Genomic DNA, 20,108 nt, shown 5'->3' with positions numbered 1-20,108 from the left:
CGAATTGTTGTCGCAGGACATCTTGATGCGCAGGCTGCGGTCGGTGCTGGCGGTCGTGCTGATCGGTGGCCTGCTGTCGACCGCGTGTACGAGCTCGAAGCCAGCGAACGTCCCTGGTCAGCCGGTCCAGGACGGGCAGTATGTCGAGATCTCGTACGCGGGGGCGAGTGCCGGACTGGCCGGTCTCGACGAGTCCGAGGCTGCCGAACAGATACGGGACTGGGCCCGTTTCGGGCTCGCGTCACACCTGGAAATGGACACCGCCAGGTTGCGGGACGCCTTCTACGACACGTTCCCTGTGCGGGACGCGGCATTCGGTGACATCGCTCGTCAACCCGTCGGTGCCGGTCGGTCCGTGTTCGACGGCAGGGGTGTGCTGCACATCCTCGTGCCGCATGACGACCAGTTCCGGGCAAGGTCCATCGGTACGGAGCTGGACCAGTACCGAACGGACGCCGGTGCGGATCCGCAGCGGGTCCAGGTGCACGAATACCGGATCGATCGCGCGACCCAGACCATCGGTCTGTGGGCCGGTCGAGAAGAAACCGCGGCGAAGGTGCGGGCGGACAACGGGTACTTCATCGCCAGGGTGGACCAGCTCGACGGGCTGACTGACTTCCTGGCCAGGAGCCGGCGCCTGTCCTGGGTGCGGACGCGGGGTTCGGAGACGTGGGCGGGCGGCTGGAGTTGGCCGGACGGTGCGGGCGCTCGCCTCGACGTCGAGGACGTCTGGGCCGTGCAGCGAGGGTACGAAGACCCTTCCGACGGCTTGCCGGGGTTCTCCCTCGACCCGGTCGTGACCAGGTCCGAGGAGGACCTGGCGGCCGCTCTGCCGGATGTGTCCCCCGAACTGGTCAGTGGCATCTCGACCGGCGACTGGGCGGGTTCGGGTTACGCGTCGGAGCAGGATCTCCTGCTCGACATCGACAAGGCCCTGGACGATGAGAGCGAGGGTGAGTCACGGCCGACCTCCGGCCTGCCCGCCGACCGCTCCCAACTCTGGAGCATGAGGCTCGCCCTCCGCGGTGGGCCTGTCTTCAGCACGGCGCGCTACGACGGGTGGCTCGCGGGCACCGCGGTCGGTATGACGTTGTTCTACACGGATTTCGTGGCAAAGAGCTGGTTGACCGGCGTCGGTAGGGGTGTGCCACCCGCGACCGTCGGCGGGTTCGCCGCCAACACCAGGTCGCCGACGCCACCAGCTTTCTGCGACAAGGCCACCGAGGCCAACGAGTCCACCAGGCTGTGGTTCGGGCAGCGGGACACGGGGTTCCGTTTCACCGACGAGCAGGTCAGCCTCGGCGCCAGGGCGACCCAGCTGTTCTCGGTGTCCACCAGCGGCACCGAGGCCGAGTCGAGCTATCTGATGTCCAGGGGACTGCGCTGGTGGGACCAGCACTACGAGGTCATCGGGGACTACGAGCCACAGTATCGCCGCCTCGAGGAGATCATGCGGTGGAGCGGCGCGCTCGAATGGCTCGTCATGCGGGCCGGCGCCAATCTGCCCCGCCCCGACCACGACCGTGTGACGGCTACCCATCGCTTCGACGACTGGTACGCGAACAACGAGTTGCGGGAGACGGAGCCGATCGCGTTCGTCACGTCCCCGTCCGTGGAGCACGAGGCGGTCCGCACCGCGCCGTCCGCGTTCTTTGTGGACTGTGGGGAGCCGTGGCTGGTCGGCGGCGTGTCGCTGGCCGACTCGCTCAACCGCCGCGGCGACCGCACGTTGCGCGCCGACCTCCCCGACTCCGTCGCTCGCGCGGGTGCCTTCGACGAGGGGTCGGCGTTCGATCCGGCGAGCGGTACGGGGCACATCGTTCAGGGTTCGGTCGACGAGGCGCGTGCCTTCGGCAACCTCGTGGACCGCACCTTGTCGCGTACCGAGGACGGGCACGCCGTCACCGACGTCGTCGCGCCGAAGAGCCGCAACGCGTCGTTCGGTGCGTTGAAGGACCTGACCGGCGCGAACGGCCCGCGCGAGCTGCGGAACGAGCTCCACGCGGAGAACGGGACACTGCACCAGGCGTTCGCCTACCAGGGCGAGCCGGTCGGCGAGCTGGTGAGCACGAAGACGTCCCGCACGCAGGTGCTCCTGTGGTGGGCACGCGGATCGATGAGCCGCGTGCGCGCCGTGCTCGAGTCGATCCAGAAGGGAAAGTCGGGACGGCCGGAGCCTCGCGACGTCCTTCTCGCCGTCGAACTGGCGGACGGCCGCATGCTGTACCGGACCGGCGAGCGATGGCTGTCGACCGACGTGGTGGACTCCTCGGCAGGTGGTCCGGCCTTCCGGTACGGCTACGTCGATCCCACGACCTCGAAGCCGGTGCTCGGGAACGGGAAGCTCGTGCCGCCACCGAGTCCGGTGGCGCCGTGGATGAGCGTTCCCGCCGCCGGCGGCGGCCTGCCCGTCGTTCGGCCCGCCAACCCGCCGGGCACGCATGCGACGCGGATCACCGTGACGATGGCGGATGGTGAGCACTCCGCGTTGTTCGTCGACGGCGACACGGCCGTGGTGCCCAGCGACGACCGCTACCTGGGCATCAATGGCACGGTGCCGGGCGCCGCGCTCCTGCGGACCTTCGACAGCGCGGTCGCGCCGGTCCTCGCGGACCTGCGTGAGTCCGCCGACTCGTTCTACCGCGGCGTGCTGCTCGGCCCGGACGGGGCGGTGCTGATCGGCCGCGACAACCTTGTCCTGTTCGGCAGTGGCGATCCGGTGTACGCGCTCGTGGCCCACGCGCAGAGTGTGCACAGTGGACGGTCGCCGCCGATCTTCGAGCTGGAGGGCGGGAGGTTCGAGCACATCGCGAAGATCAGCGACAGCGCACGCGTGGAGGCGCGGGAGAACGACGTGAACCTCGCGGACCTGCTCGCGGACGACGGCTCCGGTGCGCAGGTGTACATGCACAGGGACATGGCGCGGTCAATGCCTGTGGACAACGGGGTTGTCGTGCCGGAGAAGATTCCCCGCGACCGCAAGGTGAACGTGGTCACCATCCGTTCGGAGACCGGGCCACGCGTGCCCGCGATCGTGCACTACCGCGGCGCTCTCTGGCACCGGATCGGACCGGGACCGACTGGCACGGGCACTCCTCCGGCGGGTGGCGGGAGTGGCGGCGGGCCAGGCGGGGGCGATGGCAGCGGTGCGGGCAGGGGTGGCGGAGGGCCGATCATCCGGCTCGTCTGCCCCGTCGACACCGCAGAAGACGAGCAAGAGGAGCAGGACGAGTACCAAGGGTGTGGACAGTGACCGAGGAACACCCGCTCCGTTCGTTCGCGATGAGGTCCGACTCGGACGTCGGCAAGGCGGTTCAACGAGCGGCCGACATGTTCGCCCTGCGGGACGCCGACGGCGTGGACGCCGAGTACGAACGCGCGGTCGGCTTCGCGGGCGACGAGCCTGAGCTGCGGCAGGCACTGGCGTTCGACCACGTCGCCCGGTTGTGGCTGCTCGATTCCACCAAGGCGTTGCGTAGATGCGACAGCTACCTGCGCGAGTTCACCACTGGTGAGGTCGAGTTCCGGTCGCTCCGGGCGGAGATCCTCAGCTCGTCGGGCAGGTTCGCCGAGGCGGCGGAGGAGAGCAGGACGACGGCCGAGGTGTCGCGGGCCAGAAGGCGACCGCTCAGCCACGACGAACGCGCCCGTCTGGCAAGGGTGGAGGCGTACTGGGCCGCCGCCCAGGGCGACGTCGACGAGGCCGACGCCTTGCTGGGAGAGGCACGCGAGGCGTTCCGTTCGACCGACAACAGCGGCGGAGTGGCCTATGTGGACGGTGACCGGCGCACGATCGGGCACGCCCCGCGCGCTGCCGGTGACCACCTCCCATCCACCGTGGCCGGCCGGCTGGCGCTTGCCGCCGCGTGCCGGGAGCAGCTGCGCTACGAAAGCGCCCTTGCGATCGTCCGCGGCGTCCTGGACGACGAGGAGTTCGATCCCGGCCTCCGGCCCCCGGTGCTGTACGAGTGCTACCAACTGCTCCGCCTGACCCGGCAGCACGACGCGGCCGCACGACTGCTGCCGCGGCTGCGCGAGGAGGCGGCGTCGTCGGGTGATCGGGAACTTCTCGCCGTGCTCGCCTGCCTGTCGGCCGGGGACGTCCCCGGCCCGTCCCACTTCCTTCGGCCCGGCCGGCGACTCGAGTGTGTCGCCGAACTCGTCAGGCGGCAGCGCTTCCCCGAAGCAGGCGCGTTGCTCCGTGAGGTGTACCCGGACCTCCACTCGGATCGTGACACAGCGACGTGGCACCTCCTGTCCGCCAGGGTCGCCCTTTCCTGGCACACCGGAGAGCAGCCGATCCTGAGCGCGGCCGTCGAACACCTCGACACCGCGATCCGCGTGGCCGCGCCGCTGGCACTGACCGAGATCCGCGTACAGGCGTTGCGACTGGCGGGCGAGACCGCCTACCAGCGCGGTGACGGGGACCGGGCCGCCGAGTGCTGGTCCGAGGCGTACGCGCTGGAAGAGCGCATCGCTGAGCGGCAGGAGTCCGAAGAGGTGCGTCTCGGCATCGTGACCGAGGCCGCCACCGAACACGACAGCATGGTCACAGCCGCGGGAGCCGCGGCGGCGCGCACCGAGGACGACGCGGCGACGGCGGCCGTCGTCGTCGCGATGGAGATCGCCCGGGGCCGGCTCGGGCCGGCCCCGGCGGGCGACCGACCCCTCCCCAGTCCCCTCGACCTCGTGGCGTGCCGTCAGTGGGTGAGCGAGGTGACCAGCACGCTGTCCCGCCGGCAGGCTGTCTGGTTCACGCACGTGACACCTGAGCGCGTCCACCACGCCGTCGTGGCCCGCGATCTGCTACGGCACATCTCGTTCCCGCTCCGGATCGAGGAGCTCACCGCCGCGGTGGACCGGCACCGCGGTTGTTGGAGCAACCCCCAGGTGCTGGAGATCAGCTTGGTCACCGGGGAGTTCGAGAACTCCCTCGCTCAGGTGGCCGCGCTGGCGGGTCTCCATGGTGTGGCGAAGGAACTTCCTTCGCGCATCCGGCGGGTCGCGGTCGTGGTGGCGAGGGAACTCGCGGACATCCCACTGCCCGCGGTCGTGCTCCCAGGGACCGACGAGCGGTTCGTGCACCGCTTCGCGTTCTCCGACCTGCCCTCGCTTTCGGTCCGGCACCACCTGCGTGAGCGTGCGCGAGGTCAACGCGGTCAGCGGCAGCTGTGTGTCCGGCCGGGGAGGGACACGGCCGTGGCGCACGATAGTGGGCGCACGCTGCTGGCAGGGCGAGCGGCGACGGTCAGCGGTCTGAGCACGGAGTTGGCGAACCGGGATCACCACCTGCTCCGGATCGACACGCACGGCCGGTACGACGAAGCCGATCCCACCAGTCAGTCGTGGCTGCAACTGGCACCGGAGGGCGCGGCAGGACGACTCACTCCCGAAGGGCTGGCGCGGCTGGACCTGCGTGGATGCGGAACGGTCGTGCTGGGAGCGTGCGAGTCCGGCCGGGAAGAGCACCGGGGGAGAGAGGCGCGTACGGGGTTCGCGCGGTCCGCGATGGACGCGGGCGCCTCAGCGGTGGTGGCGGCGCGATGGGTGGCGCACGACGCCACGACCGCCGCGCTACTCGATCGCTTTCTGCGCTACCTGCGTGCCTGGCCCCGGGACGTCGCACTCCAACGAGCGCAGGCCGACACGTGTGAGGTGGCCCGGGGCATGCCGGCCGACGTGTCGTTCCACCGGCACCCGGCCCGTTGGGCCTGCTGGGTGCTGTACGGAAACCCCGATCATCAGACCCGCGCCGGCGCGATCACGCGCCTGCTGTGCCGGGTGCCGAACTTGTGGAGGCGCGTGCCGTGAGTAGTCCATCGGTGTTCCTGTCGTTCGCGGGCGCGGACCGGCCGACGGCGGAGACTTTCCGCAAGCACCTCCGCGCACGCGATGTCGTGGCCTTCCTCGATGAGCGGGACATCGCGCCAGGGCAGAACATCGTGAGCACGATCAACGACGCGATCAGCGAAGCCGACTGGTTCGTGCTCCTGTGGTCACACCACACCTCGACCAACCATTTCGCCACGGCGGAATGGACCTCCGCGTTCATGCGTGGCGTGGGGAAGCCCCGCCCGTTCCTCATCGTGGTCACCTTGGACAAGAGCACGTTGCCCGTCATGCTCCAGGCGAGCAGCTTCGTCCAGTTCGAAGGGGACTGGTCGGTGGTCGTCGACCGCCTACTGGCCACGTGGCGACGAGACCGGCGAGAGGACCCGCCGTGTGGGGTGGACATCCACGTGCACAACGAGGCACTCGCGGTCACCTACGTGGTGACCGTGCCGCCCGAGATCACGGGACGCGGTCTGATGGACGCCGTACGAGCCGAACTCGGCCTGAAGAACCAGGTCGCGGCGTTCGGCGGACAGGTCGGTGCCCGGTTCTTCTACCGGCTCGAGTACGACGGCAGGCCGCTGCCCGACAACACACCGCTGCCGGTCCCACTGGCCGAGCCCGGCCAGGTGGTCGACCTCGTCGTGCGGACGGAATGGTTTGGTCCTCAGTGGACAGGCGGAGCCGATGAGTACCGGCACGAGAGCGGCGTGCTGAACGGGAGTATGAAGCGGCGGCTGGTCCACGAGGCCTTCGGTCACCTGAAATCTGAAATGGGAGCGAAGTGAGCGGGAGAAATTGGGGGCGAAGTGAACGGGAGAAATGAAGTCGGATCACCCGCGCGGGGGATTGGTTGACATCGTCGCACGACGTGCTCCTTGTGTTCCACGCACGATGAACAGGCTGCTGGCCAGCGAATACATGTCCGATCAAGGTTTGGTCCACAGCCACCGGACACAGTGACTCCCCTCTGGTGTCGCGATGCCTCCTGTCCGGGTCACGATGTAGCACGCGGACGGAGCTCATGTAGCAGCCGAATATCGGCCGCCGATTGAGGAGGCCAGTGGGCTGAGCGTTTTTTCTCGGAAAGGGAGCCATCTGCATGGTTGGGATGTTCGTCGACGACCGCGGTACCGGCCAACCCCCTTGGCGCCGCGGCGATCCACGACCGTGATGACCACAAGTAACGGCACGAGGCCGGGACGGCGGACGTTCGTCGAGGTCGTGCGTGGGCCCCTCGTGATCGGGTTACCGGTCGGCGCCGCGGTCGGCGCCCTGGTGGGCGTGCTGAGCCACGACAACCTGCTGGGAGGGGTGGCCATTGGGGCGGGTTTCGCCCTCGTGGTGGTCGGATTCCTGGTCACCGCCGAGATTCGCGCAGGCGCCATGGGTGTGCCGCACCGCAGGCCGTTCCGGTCCGGCGACCGGTTCGCGGGCTGGACGGTGGTCGGCCGGCTGCGCACAGGCTTCGGCCACACCGTCGAGTACGAGGTACGGCGCGGTGACGACCGCGGCAGGCTCACCGTGCTCGCCCTGGCGTACAAGGATTCCCGTCGGCAGGCCAGGCGGGTGCCGCACCCGCTCGCGGAGATCGGATCGAGCTACCTCGCGCAGCCCATGGATATCGGCCGCGCAGGACAGTTCGAGTACGTCGTCACGGAGCTGGACCGGAGCGAGCCGCTCGCGGCACGGGTCCTGCGACTGGGACCTCTGGACGGCACCGCCCTGTTCCACGTCGCGATCGGCACAGCGTTGGCGCTCAGGGAGATCCACGCTCGCGACGCCGTGCACGGCCGGGTGTGGCCGGACCAGGTGGTGGTGAGCGACTCCCGTGTCGCGCTGCTCGCGTTCGACCCCCTGGTGAACCACCAGGGTGGTGATGACTACCTGGCGCCGGAACAGCCACTCGGGGACGACTCCGGCAGCGCCAAGGCGGACGTGTTCACATGGGCGTGCACGGTGTTCTTCGCCGCCACCGGTCGCGCGTTCGAGTCGGCGCCCGACCTGAAGTCGTGCCCGCACCGGCTTCGCGAGATCCTGGCCGCGGCACTGGCCGGCGAACCCGCTGACCGGCCGGACTCGACGGCACTCGTCGAGCGGCTGCGTGTCGTGGGCCGTGAGTTCGGCTGGCAGCCGCCGCGGCCGGACCCGCCGCGGCCGGCTGCCAAACCGGTGCCACGCATGGCGACGCGTACCGCCGTCGCGGGACTGGCGTCGGTCGTTCTGGCCGCCGTGCTCCCGATCTTCGTCCCTGCCAACCCGGACGGTGGGCCCGCAACGCCGAGCAGCACGCTGGCCGTCGAGGTGCCCACGAGCGAGCCCACACCCGGTCCGACGACACCCGCCACGTCCACGGCTGCCACGCCGACCTCGTTGAGCGACGAACCGGCGTCCACCGACGTCGGTGCCGGGTGGCCGGTCGACGCGAACGACGGCTCGCCGGCGTTCCACGCCTACCTCGATGGTTCCTTCCTCGTACCGGACTGGGTGGCCTGCGCCGAAAAGCACTGCGTCGTCGGCGCGGCCGACCAGGTCTACCTGTTCACCGAGCAGCCCACGGCGGAGGTCGCGCACACGGACCTCGCGGTCGACGACCCGGCCCGCGCCCTGACCGACATGGGCCTCACACCGCGGGAAGCGAGTGAGCTCCTGGCCCGATGAGTGCTCACACACCACCGAACAGCGCCGCCCTCCGGGGTGACGACCACCCGAACCATTCCACAGGAGGACCAGCCATGTGGTCGCTGAGAAGGGACGACGGGCATCCCTGGCTCGCGCCGCCTGCCCGCGCGATCCGGTACTCGATCGTCGAGCGACTGGCCGACTGGCTCACCGGCCGCCGCGACGGCCTGCTCGGCATCCCGTCCGTGCCGGCCGAAGTGCTGGACGTCGGCGTCGGTCCCGGACACGCGGAGGCGGAGACCGCCGCGGAGTTCAGCACCCATCGGCTCGAACAGATCCGGCACCATCACCACGGTCGCATGGAAGGCGAGCGCAGTGCCTTCCTGGCGTTCTGCGACGACCTGTACGGCCGGCAGACCGAGGCGGAAGAACAGATGCGGGGGGCCGAGGTCAAGGTGGCCGCGCTGCGCCACGAGCGCGCCACCGCAGGCGAGCCGCCATCGGCGTCCGCGCTCGCCGTCCGCCGGATCGCCGAGAGCGACCTGTCCGACGAACTGGTGCGGCGGCGCAGGCTGGGGGAGCACCAGCGCCGTCTCCGCCAGGTCGAGGAACGCCTCACCGCCGCGGAGGAGGCGGCCGCGACGGCGAGAGCCGCGTTCGACAAGATCGACAGGACGGTGCGCGGCAGGTGGCGCCTCACCCTCGTCAGGGTGCACCGGCTGCACGAACACGCCCACCGCCGCGCCAACGTGTACTGGCGACAGCTCGTCCGGTCACATCCGCAGGGCGACCTGCTCAACGGCGCGCTGGCCCGAGTGGGCCCCGACCTTCCCGACTGGGCCCGCGACGACGCACCGAGCCCGGTGCCCGTCCGCGAAACCCTGCCTGGTGACAACGACACGGACGCGACGTCGTCCGGGCGAGACGAGAAAGGAGGCCACGGTGATCCTCAGGTCACGGCGCCACAGACTGCGCCGGATAGCCGCGCCTGACGGCCAGCCGGTCGGCACCGGCTGGCCGTACCCGGACCCCCCGGAGTTCACACCCACCCAGGTGGACGAGCAGGCCGCACGCGACAAGGTGGGGAAGGTGGTGTCCGGACTGCTCCCGAACGCCTTCGACGAGGCCACCGGGCACGTGCCGATGAACCTCATCAACTCCTGGGCCGATCAGTGGATCGACGAGGTCGACGGCGAGTTCGACACCTACCGCCACCAGGTGCGGCGCGAGATCGGTCTCGCCGAGGCCGCACTCGCCGAGCTGGACCGGCTGCACGACGCGGAAACGCGCCGGCTCGGCGAGCTCTCCACCGCGCGGCGCAACGCGTTCGACGAACTGAACGCCGCCCCGGCTCAGCCAGGGACCGCCAACGGGCAGTCCCTCGCTAACGCGTCCGGTCCGGAGCCGGACGAGGGTGGCTCTGACCCGGGCGCCACACCCGACCCGCCGCAGCAGCCGCGGTCCGCACGACGTCGTCCGGACCAGGGGTACCGCGCACCGAGCCTGGTGGCCGGGCGACCGGCCGGGATCTTCGCGCACGTGGCGGTCCTCCTGGTCGCCGCGATCGCGGACGTCGGCGCCTTCGCCCAGGTCGTCCAGCTGGTCATGGCGAACCAGCCGGGGATCGTCTCCTTCGCCGTCGTCATCGGCCTCACGGTCACCGTGCTCTACCTCGCGCACAGCGTGGGCACGATGGTCCGGGACCGGATCGCCGGCATTGGTGCCGCGCGGTGGACGTGGGTCGTGCTCGCCACGCTCGGCTGGGCGTCGATCGGCGCGGTCGCGTTCTGGGTTCGCCTGGTGATCACCGAGGCCGACGTCCAGGCGCCACAGGTGGGCCTGTCGACGGTCGACCAGCCGTCCACATCGGACCCGGTGGACGCGACGGCAATGCCCGCCGCGGTGCTGTTCCTCGCGCTGTTCATCGGATCCGGCCTCGTCGCGGCCATCGGCGCGTACGTGACCCACAACCCGAGGGCCGGTGAGTACCGGACCGTCAGGTCCAAACACCAGTCCTCCTCGGCGCTCGCGGGTGAGATGGCCGGGGTGCGCACGGCTGTACTGAAGCGTCTGCGGCACTTCAAGAAGGCTCTGGTCAAGGCGCGCCGGCTCCGTGACCGGGAACGCAGGCGCCGCAGGCACTTCGCCGAGGAGCTCAAGCAGCACGCCCGGCTACTGATGGCCGACCACGTCCAGGACCCGGCGTTCTCCGACGCGCTGTTCACGCAGGACCGGCTGCCCTACCCGGAGTTCCGGAAAGGCAACGGGAACACCTCTCAGGTCAACGGCAACACATCCCCCGGAGCACGAGAATGACCCACCGACCAGCACACCTCCGCGCGAGGATCGTCACCGCGGTGCTGTCCGCCGGTATCGCGGCCACCGCCTGCACCACGGCGGAGACGTCGCCGACGCCGACGCCGGAATGCCTGGTGAACTCGGACCTTCCCTTCGTCGCCGCGGTCGGCGCACGTGCCAACAACCCGGCCCCCGAGATGCCGGCGGAGGTCAACACGCTCATCGACCGCACCGGCCGTGCCGGTGAGAAGATCACCCTGATCCGCGCCGACGGGAAGCCCGAGGTCAGCTTCGCGCGGGCGTTCACCACCACCGCGAAGAACTCCGTCGCCACCGACAAGGACTTCCGCCGGTTCGTCGGCGACCTGGGGCAGGCGTTCGCGGAGGCGTCCAAGGCCAAGACGGCCGAGGCCGACCCGCTCACCGCGCTGACCCTCGCGGGGCGGTCCACACCCCACGGTGGCAACGTCGTGCTCCTCGACTCCGGTCTGCAGACCGTCGCGCCACTGCGGTTCCAGGACGACGACGGCGCGCTTCTCAACGCCGACCCGAAGGAGGTCGTCGAGCACTTGCGCGCCCTCGAGCTCCTGCCGGACCTCGAGGGCAGGAACGTCATGCTCGTCGGGCTGGGCAACGTCGTCGCACCGCAGGAGCCACTCGACCAGCGGTTGCACCAACGGGTGATCGACATCTGGAGCGAGATCGCCGAGGCGGGCGGCGCGGCGTGTGTCGAGGTGGTCGACACACCGGCAGATGTCGCCAAGCCTGTCCCCGGCGTGCCCGCCGTCACCCCAGTGCCGGTGCCGGAGCCCCCGCCGGCGCCCCGGCCCTGCGGGGAAACGGTGCTCAACGACCGCAACGACGTCGGCTTCCGGCCGGACGAGGACGTGTTCGTCGACGAGGGCGCCGCGAGGAAGACGATCGGGCAGGTGGCCGACGTCATGCGGGACGGGCGTCAACGGGCGGAGCTGATCGGGACGACCGCGAACGTCGGCGGGTACGACGGGCAGGTGGCGTTGTCGAAGCGGCGGGCGGCGGCGGTCCAGCGGGTGCTCGTCGACCTCGGCATCGCCGAGGGCCGGCTGACGACGACCGGACAGGGCAGCCGGTTCGACGGCTACCAGCAGGACCACGGGCCCGGTGGTGAGCTGTTGCCGGGCCCGGCCGCGAACAACCGCAAGGTCATCGTCCGTCTGGTGTGCACGGACTGATGCGCGACGACTCGGCCCCCATCCGGTACGGGCCCTTCGCCCGGCTGTCCGACTGGTACCAGGGCTGGCGGGACGGTGTGGCCGGGGTGCCGGTGCCGAGGAGGGGCATCGCCACCACCGCGCACAGGGAGGTGCTGATCCGCAGGACCCAGGACTCCTTCGAGCGGGAACGGCTCGAGTTCGAGGCCCGCAGGGCGGACAAGCTCGAACGGATCGCGGCGATCCAGGTGCGCCTAGGACACGCGGTCGACGCGGTGACTGCGGCGCGTGCGGCACTGGCCGAACTGGACGGACCGCCTTCCCCGGCCGAACTCGAGCGGCGGCGACCAGGCGAGGAGCACCGCACGACCGCGGTCGTGCGGCTGCGCAGGCTGCGTGAACACGCACGCGCGGTCCGGACCGCCGAGCAGCTGGTCGAGTCCCGGGACCGGGCGGCGAACGCGGTCGCGTCCGAACTCGCCGCCGCCGTGGAAGCGGCGGAACGTGAGGCTGTCGTGGCAGGTGTTCGGGTGCGGCGCGTCCACGAACACGCCCACCGCAGGCTTTCGGCGTACCGCAGGCGGCTGGTCCGCAGCCACCCCGAGGGTGACTGGGTCAACGTGGCGATGGACAGCCGCGCCCCGGCCATCCCAGGGTGGGCGGTGACGGGGTTCGACGAGACCGAGCTGATGGACCTCGACACGCTGGACGAGCCGGAGGAACTCGGCGACTGGCGCCTGCCGCAACCGGAGCCCGAACTCGTGGCGATCGGGGCGGTGACCACCATCGGGTCCGAACAGCAGAGAAGACCGGCCGGCGACGCGCACGTCGTTCTCGCCGGGTACGGGATCGCCGCACACCACGCCACCCTCACCCGCCGGGGTGCGGGCTTCCGCCTGCAGGACCATGGGCGCGGCGGCGGAACGTACCGGGCCGGACGGCAGGTGGGCCGGGTCGACCTCGAGGTGGGCGACACGTTCGAGATCGGTGAGTACGAGCTGCTGATCCGCGGCGTCGACGAGCTCGAGGTGCGCTTCCTCGGTCAGCACGAGCTCGTCGTGCTCGGCCTGACCGCGCGTGGCAAGCACAACAAGAAGCTGCTGACCGACATGACGTTCACCCAGCGCCCGAGGACGCTGATGGCGGTGCTCGGTCCCTCCGGCGCGGGCAAGAGCACGCTCTTCAGCGCCCTGCTCGGTGAGCTGCCGCTCGACAGCGGCGAACGCTACCTCCAGGGCCACGACCTGCGGACGCACCCCGGCGTGATCAGGAACTCGATCGGTTTCGTCCCCCAGAGCGACGGCACCATGCACCAGCGCCTCACGGTCCGGCAGCTGCTCAGGTTCTCCGACCGACTGAGAAGCCCGAGGGACCGCAGGAGGGGCCGGGCGGAGCGCATCAGAAAGGTGTGCGTAGAGCTCGGGCTGGACATGCTGCTCGACAACTCGGTCGCCTCACTGTCCGGGGGCGAACGCAAAAGGGTGTCGATCGCGCTCGAGGTCCTGGCCGAGCCCAACCTGCTGATGCTCGACGAGCCGACCTCGGGACTGGACGCCGCCAAGGACCAGGAGGTGATGCGGTTGCTGCGTGCCTACGCGCGGAAGGGCAAGAGCGTCATCACCATCACCCACAACACCGAGCATCTCGACCTGGCCGATGACGTGCTCGTCGTGGTCAGCCGTGGGCGCCCGGTGCACCTCGGCCCACCCGGGACCGTCCTGACCGACCTCGGCGCGGGCGACGGTGGTTACACGGCGCTCATGGCGAGCCTGCAGAAGGATCCCGAGCTGGCCGTCCTGGCCTACCAGCGCAGCCGCACCTTCCAGAACGCCAAGAACGCGGCGGAGTCACTCCGGGAGGAACAGCAGGCCAAGCCGCCGAGGAACGCCAGGCGCCCCAGGCTGCTCCCGGCGCTGCTGCGGCAGCTGCCCGTGCTCGTACACCGGCAGTTCGTGCTGGTGACCAGGGCGCCGTTCCACGACGTCCAGGGCGGCAAGGACTGGACGAAGGCCGTCGGAGCCGTGCTGATGCCGGTGTTCGTGGCGGTCCTGGGCGCACTGCTCACCGGCCTGGTGGTTGGCGACGACCCGTGGGGTGCGACCCCGGGCGGCCCGCCGACGACCACGGCGCAGACCGCCCTCAGCCTCCTGGTCACCCTGACCATGCTCGGCGGACAGGCACTCACCTACAGCGACATCGTGTCCGAGTACCCGGTGATCCACCGAGAACACCGGACCGGCGTCCTGCCGGTGGCCGTCGTGCTGTCCAAGTGGGTGGTCTTCGCCGCACTGGCTGTGGTGCAGGGCATCCTCGTGGCCGCGACCTTCACCATGGCCACCTCGAGTCCGCAGCACGCCCTGGTGGTGTCGCCGCGGGTGGAACTCGCTGTGGACCTGACGGCGACCGGTGTGACTGCGATGTCCGCCGGTTTGTTCATCTCCGTCGTGGCCAAGCGCCTGGAACAAGCCGTGACGTTGGCGACCGCCGCCGCGATCGCCCAGGTGGCCCTGAGTGGTGGTCTGACCTCGTTGGATGGAGATCGTTTCCAGCAAGCATTGGCCTGGCTCCTCCCGGCACGCTGGGGGTTCAGCACATCCGCCGCTTCTGTGGACCTGACGGCGATATCCCCCGGAGTTGCCTCGGACGCACTCTGGCATCACCACACCGGACAATGGACCGTCAATATGGTGATGCTGGGTACCTTGACCCTTGGTTACACGGCGGCAGCCGTGTTCCTCCTGCGTAGGTCCCTCCGGAAGTACCGCCGGTAGTACTCGGCTGGCATCTCGGGACCGCATTGTCCGGTCACGGAAGCCTGCATCCGGAGATCACCTCGGCAGAATACTTAACGCTGGCTCAGTTGTTGCCTCGCCCAAGGCTTCCGGTGGGCTGGACCGTGCGGGAGACGGAGCGATCGGCTCGGCCGGTGAAGCACGACCAGGTGCCACGGCCGTTCGCCGCCGGCCGCCGCAGCCTCGACATGGCCGGTGGCCGCGACCGGGGCCGCCGCGCCGGCGGTGAAGCGGACCGCGTACGGCACCCCCATCAGCACGGCCACCGTGATGACCGCGAGCCGGCTGCCGGCCACGACAGGGCTATCAGCAGGATCCCGAGTGCGGTCGGGAGCAACATCAGCACGTCCGCCCGAACGTTCGACGAACAGACCCACTCTCGGGCGCAGGGCACTGACCGCGCCGAGCAAAGCCGCGATACCCATGACGAGTACCGCGACGAGCAGCGAGGTCCAGATGACGCACGCGCGATACCGGTCCGTTCGCCGCCCAGCCACTTCTCCCGACCGATGTCCAGCCGGCGCGGTCCGGCGCGTGGATGCCCTTGCCTGACAACGTTTCTGCGACGGGCCTGTGACGGCTGAACTGGGACTCTTACCGCTGGATTTCGCAGCGGGAGGAGTGCCGTCCGATGCCACCGCCACCGATGGCTGCCCGCGCGAAGCGGCCCGCGGTGACGACTCCGGCTTCCACGAAGCTGGACCGGCCGGGCACGCGGTCCGCGATGGCGCACGGACCGGCCGAGATGGTGCACGCCCGGTCGCAGCTGGGCAACACGGCGATGACGGCGGCGCTGGATGGTCTGCCGCGAGGCGCGCGTCCGTCCGCGTGGACCGCGCAGATGATGCTGGCAGGGCAAGACCTTGTCGGAAACCAAGCGGTCGCCGGCGCGGCCGCCATCTCATCGACTGTCATCCCCACTGCGCCGGCGGTAGCGCCCGCACCGCCTGGTCAGAAGAAGCCCGAACCGCCGAAGCCCAAGCCGGGCGGGACCAAGCCAAAGGCCGTCCCGCCACCGGCGCCCAAACCCGAGGTGAAGGACAAGCCGGCGGCGGAGCGCCCAGGCAAGGAGGAGAAGAAGGCTGAGGCCGGCCCAGCGCGCTCGCCTGCCGCCGACCCGAAGTTTCAGGCGCTGAAGAAGGACGTCAACGCCAAGAAGAGAAAGGTGGGCACGAGCCACCCACCGCCCGTGGCTGAAGCAGGTGCGGCACAGGGTGCCGCGGTACCGCCGGCCGATGACCAGGAGGCCCGCGGCAAGGCAGCGCACGCCGAGAACATGGATGCCGCCGAGCCCAAGACGTTCGACAAGAAGGCGTTCGCCGACGCGGTGAAGAAGGCGATCGCGGACCGCGCGCCGAAGAACCTCGAACAGGCGGACGAGTTCGGCGAGTCAGGCAAGGCAGAAGAGGTCAAGACAGAGGTCCAGGGCAAGGTAGGCGAGGGCAAGGACGCGTCGGCGAAGGAGATCGCCGACACGACCGCCGAAGCGCCACAGCCGGCCCCGGACGCCAAGGAAGTCGTGCCGATGGCCCCGGACCAGGTCCCGGGCAAACCAGGCGCACCCAACCCGAACCAGGCCGCTCCGGACGCGCTGCCCCCGTCGGCCACCGATATGTCGGCCGGCCCGGCGCAGGTCAACGACCAGATGGCCGCGGCCCAGGTGACCGAGAAGCAACTGTCGCTCGAGAACTCCCGAGAGCCGTCGTTCGACAAGGCGGTCCAGGACAAGAAGGAGATGGACACGCACTCGGCCGAGGCGCCGGGCGAGCTGCGCGCCGGCGAGGCCAAGGAACTCAAGCAGGTCAAGACCGCGGCCGCCGGCAAGGGCACGGCCGCCATGACGGCCATCCACGCCACCCGCGTGACGACCGGCAAGCAGGTCGGCACGGGCAAGGAAGGCACGAAGAGCCGCGACGAGGAAAAACGAACCCAGGTAACGGCGATCCTGCAAAAGGTCTTCGACCAGACAAAGTGCGACGTTGAGAAGATATTGTCCGACCTGGACAAGGCAGTAGACCGCCAGTTCACCGATGGCGAGAAGCGCGCGAGAGACCGCTTCACCAGGGAACACGAAGACGGAATGCGCCGCTACAAGGCGGAGCGTTACGGCGGTCCAGGCGGTGGGTTCCTGTGGGCCAAGGACAAGCTGTTCGACCTGCCGGAAGAGGCCAACCGGATCTACGAGGGGGCGAGGGACAACTACCTCGTCGAGATGGACCAGGTCATCACGACCATCGCCGGCACCGTAGAGCGAGAACTGAACCGTGCCAAGGACCGAATAGCTGCCGGCCGCAAGGAACTCAAGGAGGCGGTCGACAAGCTCCCGAAGGACTTGCAGGCAATAGGCCGAGAAGCCGTTTCCGACTTCGAAGGAAAGTTCGACGAGCTCAAAGACACCGTCAACGACAAGGGAACCGAGCTGGTCGACACCCTGGCCACCAAGTACACCGAAGCGGTCAAGTCGGTGGACGCGGAAATAGCGAAGGAGAAGGAAAAGAACAAGGGCCTGGTCACCAAGGCCGCAGAAGCGATCGGCGACGTGATCGAGACAATCAAGGAACTCGGTCGCATGCTGATGAACGTTCTCCGCAAGGCCGCGTCCGCGATCGGCCTGATCCTCCGCGATCCCATCGGCTTCCTGGGCAACCTGGTCACCGGCGTCGGCGGCGGCCTGAAACTGTTCATGAAGAACGCCGGCCGGCACCTGCAACAGGGTGTTCTGGCATGGCTGCTGGGCACCGGCGCGTCGGTCGGCCTGGAACTGCCGAAGACGTTCGACATCCTGGGCATCCTGACCCTGATCGCCGCGCTGTTGGGTATCTCCTGGGCGAACATCCGCTCCCGCCTGGTCCGACGGGTTCCGGAGAAGGCGGTTGTCGCCGCCGAAACCGCCGTCCCCCTGGTCTCCCAGGTCAAACGCCGAGGCGTGGCCGGCATGTGGGACGACCTCAAGTCCCGCGTCGGCGACCTGAAGAAGAACCTGATCAGCAACCTGGTGTCCTACCTGCTACCGACCATCATCATCGCGGGCGTCACCTGGATCGTGTCGCTGTTCAACCCAGCCTCGGCCTTCATCCGAGCCTGCAAAATGATCATCGACATCATCCGCTTCATCGTCACCAACGCGCGTCAGATCTTCGAGTTCGTCAACGCGGTCCTTGATGCCGTGATCGCCATCGCCCGCGGTGGGACTGGCGGCGTACCCGCACTGATCGAACGTGCCCTGGTCCGAGCAATCCCCGTCCTGATCGGCTTGCTGGCAGCACTCCTGGGCATCGGCGGCATCGCCGGCAAGGTCAAGCAGATCTTCCAGAAGATCGCCCGCCCAGTAAACCGCGCCATCGACGCGGTCACCAAGAAGATGGCCGACCTGGTCAAGAAGCTCTGGAACAAACTCAAATCCAAGTTCCGCAAAAAACCTGACAGGAAGCCCGCTAGAGACAAACGGCGTCCAGACCATCAAAAGACGCCTACAGGGAAGGATGCGTTGCTCAAGCGGGCAACAGCTGCGATCAAGCCGAAGCTAGCCGCCGCGTTGCGCGCCGGTATCAGTTCCGCCCAGCTGAAGCGAAGGCTCAAGGCATGGCGGCGCCAGTACAAGCTTACGGACCTGCGTCTCGGCGCGGGCGGTTCGTTCGTCGCCAAGGTCAACCCCGAAATGGTGCTGGACGATCCCAAGGGTGTGAAAATCGACCTGGAGGTCCTCGGTAGGGTCATGAGAGAGGTGTTCCACGACGCCGAGCAGACGTACGTGAAAACCCTCAGGATCACCAGCGTCGACGCGCAGGGCAGGCCACTGATCGAAAAAGCAAAGGAAGACATCGAAAACGAACGCGCGAAGTCGCTGTCCGGCCTGACCCGCATGGAACAACAGGAAGCGCTGCGGCACGCCGAACCAGGGAGCGCTACGGGGCGCACCGGACGCGACGCCCACATCTACGCGGACACCGGACCCGAGCAAACCATCCGGCTGCCGAAGAACCGCGAATGGATCTCGGATCCGCTACTCGGCACCGTAATTGGAGAGCTGAAGGGCCTGAGTCCGTCCGCCTATCCCAAGATGGCGCAAAGCGCCATCGACATGGGCAAGCGACTCGGCGCCACCGAGCGTGAAATCAATCAGGCTATCGCGGACGGTGGTCCTAGGGCTATCGATCAACTGGTTGCCCGACTCGCCGCGGCAGCCGGCAACCAGACAAAAACCAAGAAACTGGCGCTGGACCGGTACGCGGCGAAGCTGAAGCGTATCTCGTTGCTCGCCCACGCGATCGAGCCGGCGCGAAAGCGGGGCATCCCCACTGCGACAGCGCTCTCCTCCGTCATGCTAGGAATGGGCGAGAGCTCGCTGAGCGATTTTCTCGCAGGCAAACATGCCCCTATGGCTGAGAAAGGCGCGGCGAGTTTTGCGAAAGATCCGAGGAAATTGCCCGTTGCCGAACGCGCGGACCGCTACACGACCTACGCCGAGCGGGCCAAGATTCTCAGAGACCAACGGGTCGGTCAGATCATTGACGACTTCATCGCGGCCGCAAAGGCCGCGGCGAGCGGCAACAGACCCTTCATCTCTGCCACCGGGTATAATCTGGAACCGCTAGTCCAGGCCATCAAGGGATGGATCCGTGAACACCTGGCCGGCGTCGGTGACGCGTCGACCCAGGCGGCGGCCAGCCAGAAGTTGCGGTCCCAACTGGTAGCATTCCTTGGCGACTACGACGGAAAGACACGATGAGCAGCAGAATTCTCGTTCTTGATATCCCTCCGGGTGATGCCTCAGTCCTTGAACGGCTGTCACCGGCACTCAACGCAATATATACCGCTACGGAGCTCAATTTCGACTATGAGGAAACCGTCGAGGGTATCGATTTGACCAAACACGTCTACATCGAACTGAGCAGCGACGACCAAATCGTTATCGTAGACGACTTCCGGACGCCGGTGTGCTATATCCAGCTCGAGAGCGACGACCATCTCGATTATCTCGTCGAACGGTTAACCCGCTGGCTCAAGCCAGTTCCGTTCGCCGAACTAGAGGAGAGAGCGCAACGTACCCGGGGAAAGGACCCCGGCGCCCTCGTGCGGCTGGCGCTGGCCGCCGGGGGACATGACCCGAGTGACCGCGCGTGCGCTCTCATCCGCGAGGCCCTGGCTAGCAGTGACCCGAAAGTGAAGAACACAGCCATCGAAGCCGCCAGCCTGACGCGATGGCAGACCCTCGGCGCCGATCTGGACGAATTGGCGCGACACGACCCTGACCCCGAAGTACGATCGCACGCTGCAAAGGCGCGGCAGTTGCTAGACGGCGCGAAAGGGTGACCGAGTTCTGGAATCCGATCGTTTTGAACAAGTGAGCTGTTTCATCCTGGTCTGGATGTGT

General features: G+C 68.6%; 11 protein-coding genes. 10 read left to right on the top strand and 1 reads right to left on the bottom strand.

Going from position 1 to position 20,108, the window contains the following annotated elements:
- Positions 1 to 25: 25 nt before the first annotated feature.
- The 8 genes from VF106_RS14765 (at position 26) to VF106_RS14730 (ending at position 14,713) form a co-directional block, all read left to right on the top strand.
- Positions 26 to 3,253 (top strand): hypothetical protein, encoded by a 3,228-nt coding sequence (locus tag VF106_RS14765; RefSeq protein WP_330840259.1) that lies wholly within the window; start codon positions 26 to 28, stop codon positions 3,251 to 3,253.
- Entirely contained in the window at positions 3,250 to 5,811 is a 2,562-nt protein-coding gene (locus tag VF106_RS14760) for a CHAT domain-containing protein (RefSeq protein ID WP_330840258.1), read from the top strand. The genes VF106_RS14765 and VF106_RS14760 overlap by 4 nt, the downstream gene beginning before the upstream one ends.
- Positions 5,808 to 6,620, top strand: a complete 813-nt coding sequence (locus tag VF106_RS14755) for a toll/interleukin-1 receptor domain-containing protein (protein WP_330840257.1) — start codon at positions 5,808 to 5,810, stop codon at positions 6,618 to 6,620. Before VF106_RS14760 ends, VF106_RS14755 begins: the two co-directional genes overlap by 4 nt.
- Positions 6,621 to 7,005: 385 nt before the next feature.
- The gene (locus VF106_RS14750) at positions 7,006 to 8,493 is read left to right on the top strand and encodes a protein kinase family protein (RefSeq protein WP_330840256.1); all 1,488 of its coding nucleotides are present in this window, start codon (positions 7,006 to 7,008) and stop codon (positions 8,491 to 8,493) included.
- A gap of 74 nt (positions 8,494 to 8,567) precedes the next feature.
- The gene (locus VF106_RS14745) at positions 8,568 to 9,446 is read left to right on the top strand and encodes a hypothetical protein (RefSeq protein ID WP_330840255.1); all 879 of its coding nucleotides are present in this window, start codon (positions 8,568 to 8,570) and stop codon (positions 9,444 to 9,446) included.
- Entirely contained in the window at positions 9,397 to 10,770 is a 1,374-nt protein-coding gene (locus VF106_RS14740) for a hypothetical protein (RefSeq protein ID WP_330840254.1), read from the top strand. The genes VF106_RS14745 and VF106_RS14740 overlap by 50 nt, the downstream gene beginning before the upstream one ends.
- Positions 10,767 to 11,963: an OmpA family protein gene (locus VF106_RS14735; protein WP_330840253.1), complete on the top strand. Its 1,197-nt coding sequence runs from the start codon at positions 10,767 to 10,769 to the stop codon at positions 11,961 to 11,963. Before VF106_RS14740 ends, VF106_RS14735 begins: the two co-directional genes overlap by 4 nt.
- The gene (locus VF106_RS14730; RefSeq protein ID WP_330840252.1) at positions 11,963 to 14,713 is read left to right on the top strand and encodes an ATP-binding cassette domain-containing protein; all 2,751 of its coding nucleotides are present in this window, start codon (positions 11,963 to 11,965) and stop codon (positions 14,711 to 14,713) included. Before VF106_RS14735 ends, VF106_RS14730 begins: the two co-directional genes overlap by 1 nt.
- 74 nt (positions 14,714 to 14,787) lie before the next feature.
- On the opposite strand, the gene VF106_RS14725 is transcribed toward VF106_RS14730, so the two are convergent.
- Positions 14,788 to 15,231, bottom strand: a complete 444-nt coding sequence (locus VF106_RS14725) for a hypothetical protein (RefSeq protein ID WP_330840251.1) — start codon at positions 15,229 to 15,231, stop codon at positions 14,788 to 14,790.
- Positions 15,232 to 15,365: 134 nt separating this feature from the next.
- Between VF106_RS14725 and VF106_RS14720 the strand changes: the two genes are divergently transcribed.
- Together VF106_RS14720 and VF106_RS14715 are read left to right on the top strand one after the other, a co-directional pair.
- Positions 15,366 to 19,463, top strand: a complete 4,098-nt coding sequence (locus VF106_RS14720) for a hypothetical protein (RefSeq protein WP_330840250.1) — start codon at positions 15,366 to 15,368, stop codon at positions 19,461 to 19,463.
- A complete protein-coding gene (locus VF106_RS14715; RefSeq protein ID WP_330840249.1) occupies positions 19,460 to 20,047 on the top strand; it encodes a HEAT repeat domain-containing protein in 588 nt (195 codons plus the stop codon). The genes VF106_RS14720 and VF106_RS14715 overlap by 4 nt, the downstream gene beginning before the upstream one ends.
- Positions 20,048 to 20,108: the final 61 nt, after the last annotated feature.

The organism is Actinophytocola sp. (genome assembly GCF_036378875.1).
Taxonomy (GTDB): Bacteria; Actinomycetota; Actinomycetes; order Mycobacteriales; family Pseudonocardiaceae; genus Actinophytocola.
Note: the sequence above shows the minus strand (reverse complement) of the source record. Positions and strands in the feature narration are given on the sequence as shown.

Excerpts from the sequence above, each read along its gene's own strand:
- VF106_RS14765 (WP_330840259.1), top strand. The coding sequence starts at position 26 with ATGCGCAGGCTGCGGTCGGTGCTGGCGGTCGTGCTGATCGGTGGCCTG.
- VF106_RS14750 (WP_330840256.1), top strand. The coding sequence starts at position 7,006 with ATGACCACAAGTAACGGCACGAGGCCGGGACGGCGGACGTTCGTCGAG.
- VF106_RS14745 (WP_330840255.1), top strand. The coding sequence starts at position 8,568 with ATGTGGTCGCTGAGAAGGGACGACGGGCATCCCTGGCTCGCGCCGCCT.
- VF106_RS14735 (WP_330840253.1), top strand. The coding sequence starts at position 10,767 with ATGACCCACCGACCAGCACACCTCCGCGCGAGGATCGTCACCGCGGTG.
- VF106_RS14730 (WP_330840252.1), top strand. The coding sequence starts at position 11,963 with ATGCGCGACGACTCGGCCCCCATCCGGTACGGGCCCTTCGCCCGGCTG.
- VF106_RS14720 (WP_330840250.1), top strand. The coding sequence starts at position 15,366 with ATGCCACCGCCACCGATGGCTGCCCGCGCGAAGCGGCCCGCGGTGACG.
- VF106_RS14715 (WP_330840249.1), top strand. The coding sequence starts at position 19,460 with ATGAGCAGCAGAATTCTCGTTCTTGATATCCCTCCGGGTGATGCCTCA.